We start from the raw sequence: 6,640 nt of genomic DNA on the forward strand, positions 1-6,640 counted from the left end.
CAAGCTGGACGACCCGAGCTTCCCGGCTCCCATCTACGCCACCCTGATCGAGGTGGACGGACAGGATGGACTCCAGCTGATCTGGTCCCGGCCGAACCGGGACTAAGGTTCCCGCCCAATCGGCCCCGCCACCAGGCGGGGCCATTCCCCGTCAAGGTGGAGATCCCGGGCAGGTGCCACAGGTCAAACTCCAGCATTGCCACGGGCATCGAGCCCGTGGCGAGGCGGTTTCTGGCGTTAAGGCCGAACCGTGGTGGAACAGTCTGCTCAGTACGTCCGAGGATGCCATGACGGCCCGAAGGCCTCAAGGACGAGCGGTTCCCCCAAATTTCAGCCCCGGCCTCCGGGCCGGGTCAGAAATCCGGCTCCCCCACCCGCCGGCTCCGCCGGTCGCGTGCCGCGATCCCTGACCCCTCCGCTCCGACATGCCCGTGGTCGCCGTCTTTCACAAACAATGACGGAGATGACCAATGTCGATCGATCAGCATATCGAGGAATTGCGCGCCGAGCTGCGGAACGCCGTTTACCGGGACGAGCGCCGCTGGATCGAGGATGAGCTCGCGATGGCGCTTGCCGAGCGCGAGGTGATCTGGGCGGAGGAGGAAGGTGTCCTCGGCAGCGCGCCGCCCTTCTAGGGCGGCTTTACGCACGAGGCCGCCAGCGCCCTGTTGTGCAAGCCCGACGAACGGAGGGCCACAGATAGATCGGCTGCGTCAGCAATGTCTTGTTTTTGCCGCTGCTGCGCGGAATGGGCACTCCGCCCTTTGCCGCGATGGAAGTCAGCTGCTCCCGGTCGTACCGGATGCGGTATAGCCGCGCCGTCGCTTGGCGCGTTCGAGACGCAGCGAGGCGGCGGCGGCCTCGTCCTCACTGTCAAAGGTCTCCATCATCGACTGGCCGTTGGTTCCGATGCGGCCCCAGTTGCGGATGACCGACGCGCCGCCGAACAGGGTAGGCTGGATCGCGAGCGTGTAGAACCGACGCATGTTCTGCGTCGGGTCGATGCGTCGGAGATGAACCGGGCACGCGTCCTCTTTTCCCATAGTTGGAGTCTCGCCTCCGGCGGAATCGGCGTCAAACAACTTTCCTGAATCGAACCGGATCGACCGATTCATTGCCGTGATGGATCACCCGCACCAGCTCCGCCGCGTGCCATCCCACCGACGCGCAAGACCCTCGTCCACCAGCGTGTCACCAATCGAGCGCCCATCGCGCACCACGGTGCGCAGCTTGCGTCCATACTGATCTTCATCCCGCGTCCCCGCGACTAGCGAGAACGGCCCGGAATTCAGCAGTTCGCGCAGTCGGCGCTTGGCGGCCTCACCTCTGATGCGTTCTTCCTCGCAGCGCGGCGGGTTGATCTCCGGTGTGTCGATATCGGTGATCCGGATCCTTTGTCCCGAGAGCCAGAATGTGTCGCCATCGACGATGCATGTCACACGGCGACCCTCGCCGCAGAAGGAAAACGTCGCGCGCAGCAGGTCGGTCTGGGAGAAAGCGGCGGTAGGAGCGGGTTGGCCACCTTCCCGATGGAGGTGTGCGCCATATATCCCTGCGGCAATGAGGCCGATCATCGCCCAGGCCCATTTCAGATTGAAACCCCGGCCTTGCGCGCGGCTGCTCCGATAATTGCTGGCAGGGCCGGCTGATCTCTTCCTGCCATAGCGCGGACTTGGTTTCTTCCAGCCAATCTCGAGACGGATGTTTCTGTTCAAATGGTTCGGTGCCTCTTCCTGCTGCAGCGCAATTATAGGAGCGATGGGTTACGATCTGCTTCCGGAAGAAATGGGCTGGGCGATCCCCTTCGGGGCACGGCTCTATTCGCTGCGCTCACCGAACCCGCTGACGCGGTTTCAGCCCATGCGGGTGACGATCGTCTCGCAGCGGGGCGTGGCGCCGGTGACGCCGTAGGGCGGCAGTCGAGGATGCACGAAGGGGGGTGAGCCGGCTGGCCGCCGGAAACGGACACGACCCCTGGTGGGGCCGTGGTTGCACTCACTCTGCCGGCCAATGATACGGGCCGCGCCCATCGCCCCAAGGACGAGCGGCCCCCCCGATTTTGCTGCCAGCCGCTGAAGCGTCCGGCCATAAAACCGGCTCCCCCACTCGCCGCTTCGCGGCCGCAGAAGCGGTCCTTGACCCGATGCCCGACTTGCCCGGGGCGGTCTCCGTCATCGCAATGAAAGGAGACCAGCATGACAAATTTCCTCACTGCGTATCTCGTGGAAGTCGAGCGTCGGACAATCCGGATCGTCACGATCGATCCTGGCAACATCCTTGCCGAAATCCGTCGCCATATCGGCTGTGAACTTATCGACATGGTTCGCATAGACCGGAACCATTGCATCGTCGTTGACGACAATGGCCTCACCGACGAGCTGTCCTGTTTCACCGAGCTGAAAGACTACGGTAGCCCGCTCGCCGGAAACCTGCTGATCATCGGCACCGATGCGGCCGGTGAGACCATATCGCCAACTCATCCGATCGAAGATATCGCGGCGATGCTGATGATCCGGTATCCGGTTCTGTCCCCGGAGTTCGAGATGCTCCGCGGTCCGACCATCTTTGGAAGCCGCGTAAGCAGGCTTTCCGTCAAGCTGCTCGGGGTGGTCCCAACCGTCCTCACTGAAGAGCGTGCACACTGATGCATGAAAGCGGCAGGCGGCTTCGGCCGTCTGTCGCATTTTTTCTTTCGGATGCGAAACTGAGAATCCAAGCATCCGAATTTCTCGCCGGTCAGCATAGAGCTCAACTCGGCACGGCGCCTCATGCCTGTCCCCCCGTCGGATGGAATCTGTTTTCGCCGACGACCGTCTCCATGTCGTTTCGCCGGAACCAAATCGCACGGCCGCATCTGAGTGGTGCATTGCCGGCGGTGAAAATGATCTGCTCATCACCGCGCATGCGCAGAACCTCGTCAGGCAGGATCAGCGGGCGCGATGCCAGTTGCTTCGAACGCGTCCGTGATGAACCGGACATCCGCGACGATCGGCTAAGCTGATCGACCTCGACAGTCGTGTTGCCGCAGCGGCGAGAGAGATAGTCGGCCGTCTCTGGATCATTGATGGCGGCAAAGGAAACCCAAGATGCGCTCTCGAACCATTTGCTGGACGCATCGCGTCCACCATAGATCTCGCGCATCTGGCCGATCGACTGAAACAGCAACACGAGACTGATGCCATATTTGCGGCCGGCATCACGCGCGGTTTCCAGAATCCGCAGATAGCCGAGCCTTGTCACCTCGTCGAGGAGGAACAATGTACGGCCAGTCACTTCTCCATTCCGGTTGTAAATTGCATTAAGCAATGCGCCGATGACGGTGCGCGCTAAACTCGGGTGTGTCTCCAGCGTCTTCAGATCCAGATTGACAAAAATATCGGTCTTGCCCTCGGCAATGGCGTTGGTCGAAAAACTCGAGCCTGACACCAGCGCCGCATAGTTTGGATAGCTCAGCCAATGGGTTTCCTTGACCGCATTTGCATAGACGCCGGAGAAGGTCTCTGGCGTCATGGCGATAAAAGGCGCAACATTCTCCTTTACGAAATCGGACTCCGAGTTGTCATAGATCTTCTGCAGCCGCTCACGCAGTTTCGGTTCGGGCTCGGACAGGTTCGCCCGCATCTGTCGCAGATGCTGATCTTCTTTTTTCGTATGCCCTGACAGGCAGACATCGGCGATGAGCGCGGTGATGAGCTGAAGTGCCGATGCGCGAAAAAAGTCGTCGCGGATCGAGGTTGACCGTCCCGTATCAGTCACCACCCAACTGGCGACCGCCACCACGTCCTCTTCCTTTGTGCTGCCGAAGCCGCCGATCCAATCGAGGACGTTAAAGCCCGTCGCGGGCTTTTTCGGATCGAGAACGAACACGTCTCTCCCGGCGTTGCGCCGATGTTCGATCACCATGGGCGCGACCTCATTGGAGGGATCAAGCGCTACGAGGCTGCCGCCCCATTTTAGCGCAGTCGGCACGGTAACGGATGTGGTTTTGAAGCCTCCTGAGCCCGCGAACACAAGACCATGCGTCGATCCGAAAGAGGCGTCGAAGCACAACAGCGGCGATTTTCCACCGCTGCCCCAAGTTTCTTGATCATGAGCACGGAAGCTGCGATCGGCGACAACATCCTTGTCAACGCGATAAGCTTCGCCGACGACGATGCCGCCGACTTTTGGGAAGATGCGCTTTGCATCATTCAGCGACATCCATGTTGCCTCGCCGTGAATGGCTCTTTTGCCGCGAACACGGCGCGGCGATGATGCAGCAAAGGCCGCATTGCCGCGCAGCGCAACGCGCAAAGAAAACATGCTTGCAACGAGGGACAGCATCGTGCCGATCGCTGTTGCCGGATCGACATAGGCAAGGATGGTGGTTCCTGTCGGCAGGCCGCCAGCGAAGGGAGCGAGCCGGGTGAACTCCCGGATCGCTGCGATGACGATGACGACCATCGTCCCGATCAGCACGCCGCCACCCGCATAGCGGATGGCGGCCGCACCCCGGGCGGCGAACAGAAACATGATGCCGGTGCCAGCGGCTACCACATAGGGCAACGCAATCCCCATCCGCGCGAAGGCGAGTTGCTGATCGGAAGTTCTGCCGAAACTTGCCGTCCAATGTTCGATGCCGGTCAGCAGCATCAGCGCCGTGACCATGATCACGCCGGGCACAACCAACAGCGCGATCCTAGTCGGGTTCACGGCCGAATGCCTTTTCGCCGATTTCGGTTAACCGTAACCGCTCCGTGTCGTCGCCTTTGATCCTCAGCTTCGCGTCGATGAGTAGTCCGAGCAGGAGCGCGCGCTTCTCATAGCGCAGGCCTGCTTTAGCGACCAGGCCGCCCAGCGCGATCTTTTCCCGCGTGTCCTTCTTGCGGGCTTCATCCGTTTCTATTGTTTTCATCCGCTTATGCCTCTCCAGCCTGCCCCGCAGGCGCGCCAACCGCGACCGGCGCGGGCGTCGGTTTGTTGGTGCGCCCTCCCCCCTTCCGAAACTTTCTCGCGATTTCCTCGAGCGCGGCGACAAGATCGCTCTCTTCGACCTCGATCTCGCCAAGCCCTGCCCTCAGTGCGAGCCGGCCGATGCGTTCGGCCTCCCGGGTTTCGGCGGCTTTGAGCTGCTCTTGCAGTTTCGCGATTTCTTCCCTGATCCGCGACGATGGTTTCCTCATTCCGGTTGGCTCCTTCTGATTAGACTGCCTGTTGGCAGCGGCCAGACTCGCCCGGGATCGCGCTTAGCGCGACCCGGTAGAAATGCCGGGTCGGCGCAGCCGACGCTTTCTGAAATCATCCCGGCGTTCCGAAGGAATGCTCCAAGGGCGCAATTATACGTCGCTGGCGCGACGCAGTTGCGATCCGGGGTGCGGCAGCCCCGAAAGCTTCCACGGACCAGGCAATTCTACTGGCAAGAAAGGGGCCGGTGTTCGTGGCGATCGCACATTTCTCGGTCAGTATCGTCAGTCGCGGCGCCGGCCGCAGCGCCGTGCTGTCGGCGGCCTATCGGCATTGTGCGCGAATGGACTTCCAGCGCGAAGCACGAGTGATCGACTATTCGCGCAAGGAAGGATTGCTGCACGAAGAGTTTGTGATCCCGCCCGACGCGCCGCAATGGCTCCGTGCCATGATCGTCGATCGCTCGGTTGCTGGCGCCTCGGAAGCGTTCTGGAACAGGGTGGAGGCGTTTGAAAAACGCTCTGACGCGCAGCTTGCCAAGGATGTGACCATAGCCTTGCCGCTGGAGCTGACGGCCGAACAGAACATTGCGCTGATGCAGGACTTTGTTGCGGGTCAGATCCTTGCGCGAGGTATGGTCGTCGACTGGGTCTATCATGACAGTCCCGGCAATCCGCATGTCCATCTGATGATGACACTGCGCCCGCTGACCGAAGATGGCTTTGGCACGAAGAAGATTCCGTTGCTCGGTGCAGACGGTCTGCCGCTGCGGACCAAAACCGGCAAAATCCAATACGGGCTATGGGCCGGCGACGCATCGGATTTCAATGTGTTTCGTGATGCCTGGTTCGAGCGGCTGAACCATCATCTTGCAATCAACGGTATTGATTTGCGTATCGATGGCCGATCCTATGAAAAACAGGGGATCGACCTGGTGCCGACGATCCATCTTGGCGTCGGCGCCACGGCGATGGAGCGCAAGGCGCAGGCCGGGTTGGAAACGCCTGATCTGGAACGGTTCCAGTTGCAGGAAGAGCGCCGTGCCGAAAACGCTCGCCGAATCCGACACAATCCCGAACTGGTGCTCGATCTCATCACCCGCGAGAAAAGCGTGTTTGATGAACGCGATGTGGCCAAGGTGCTACACCGCTATGTCGATGATGCCGGACTCTTTCAAAATCTTCTGGCACGCGTCTTGCTAAGCCCGGATTTGCTGCGTCTGGAGCGTGAGCATGTCTCGCTTGCCACCGGCAAGCGGCAGCCTGCAAAGCTGACTACACATGAGTTGATCAAGCTTGAAGCAGGGATGGCGGCAAGGGCGATCTGGCTTTCGCGCCGCTCGTCGCATGGCGTCCGCAGAACGGTTCTGGAAAAGATTTTCGCGCGGCATGAGCGTCTGTCGGAAGAACAGCGTTCGGCGATCGTTCACGTGGCCGGTGATGCACGGATTGCTGCGGTTGTCGGTCGTGCCGGCGCC

10 protein-coding genes are annotated in these 6,640 nt (G+C 61.0%); 5 read left to right on the forward strand and 5 right to left on the reverse strand.

Annotation, left to right across the window (positions count from 1 at the left end):
• Positions 1–106, forward strand: a 106-nt coding sequence (locus ACFPLB_RS08650; protein WP_378228962.1) for a DUF736 family protein, incomplete at its 5' end; no start/stop codon positions are given.
• Positions 107–470: 364 nt separating this feature from the next.
• Positions 471–635: a hypothetical protein gene (locus tag ACFPLB_RS08655; RefSeq protein WP_239801975.1), complete on the forward strand. Its 165-nt coding sequence runs from the start codon at positions 471–473 to the stop codon at positions 633–635.
• A 144-nt stretch (positions 636–779) separates the two neighbouring features.
• Here ACFPLB_RS08655 and ACFPLB_RS08660 read toward each other — a convergent pair whose 3' ends face one another.
• Together ACFPLB_RS08660 and ACFPLB_RS08665 are read right to left on the reverse strand one after the other, a co-directional pair.
• Entirely contained in the window at positions 780–1,043 is a 264-nt protein-coding gene (locus ACFPLB_RS08660; RefSeq protein WP_354197304.1) for a WGR domain-containing protein, read from the reverse strand.
• 84 nt (positions 1,044–1,127) lie between these two features.
• Positions 1,128–1,574, reverse strand: coding sequence for a thermonuclease family protein (locus tag ACFPLB_RS08665; RefSeq protein WP_378228963.1), 447 nt, complete (start codon positions 1,572–1,574; stop codon positions 1,128–1,130).
• 184 nt (positions 1,575–1,758) lie between these two features.
• Between ACFPLB_RS08665 and ACFPLB_RS08670 the strand changes: the two genes are divergently transcribed.
• A complete protein-coding gene (locus ACFPLB_RS08670) occupies positions 1,759–1,911 on the forward strand; it encodes a hypothetical protein (RefSeq protein WP_378228956.1) in 153 nt (50 codons plus the stop codon).
• Between the two features lie 284 nt (positions 1,912–2,195).
• The gene (locus ACFPLB_RS08675; protein ID WP_378228957.1) at positions 2,196–2,645 is read left to right on the forward strand and encodes a DUF3846 domain-containing protein; all 450 of its coding nucleotides are present in this window, start codon (positions 2,196–2,198) and stop codon (positions 2,643–2,645) included.
• Between the two features lie 121 nt (positions 2,646–2,766).
• Here the strand turns inward: ACFPLB_RS08675 and traG are convergent, their stop codons facing one another.
• Genes traG through traC form a run of 3 tightly spaced genes read right to left on the reverse strand, consistent with a single transcriptional unit; the run spans position 2,767 to position 5,162 of the window.
• On the reverse strand, positions 2,767–4,692 hold the full coding sequence (traG, locus tag ACFPLB_RS08680) for a Ti-type conjugative transfer system protein TraG (RefSeq protein WP_378228958.1): 1,926 nt from the start codon (positions 4,690–4,692) through the stop codon (positions 2,767–2,769).
• Complete coding sequence (traD, locus tag ACFPLB_RS08685) at positions 4,679–4,894, reverse strand: conjugal transfer protein TraD (protein WP_378228959.1); 216 nt, start codon at positions 4,892–4,894, stop codon at positions 4,679–4,681. Before traD ends, traG begins: the two co-directional genes overlap by 14 nt.
• Positions 4,895–4,898: 4 nt before the next feature.
• Entirely contained in the window at positions 4,899–5,162 is a 264-nt protein-coding gene (gene traC / locus ACFPLB_RS08690; RefSeq protein ID WP_378228960.1) for a conjugal transfer protein TraC, read from the reverse strand.
• Between the two features lie 254 nt (positions 5,163–5,416).
• On the opposite strand from traC, the gene ACFPLB_RS08695 reads away from it, so the two are divergent.
• A partial coding sequence (locus ACFPLB_RS08695; protein ID WP_378228961.1) for a MobA/MobL family protein occupies positions 5,417–6,640 on the forward strand: 1,224 nt, incomplete at its 3' end.

It is taken from the genome of Aquamicrobium segne, assembly GCF_042656785.1.
GTDB classification, from domain to species: Bacteria; Pseudomonadota; Alphaproteobacteria; order Rhizobiales; family Rhizobiaceae; genus Mesorhizobium; species Mesorhizobium segne.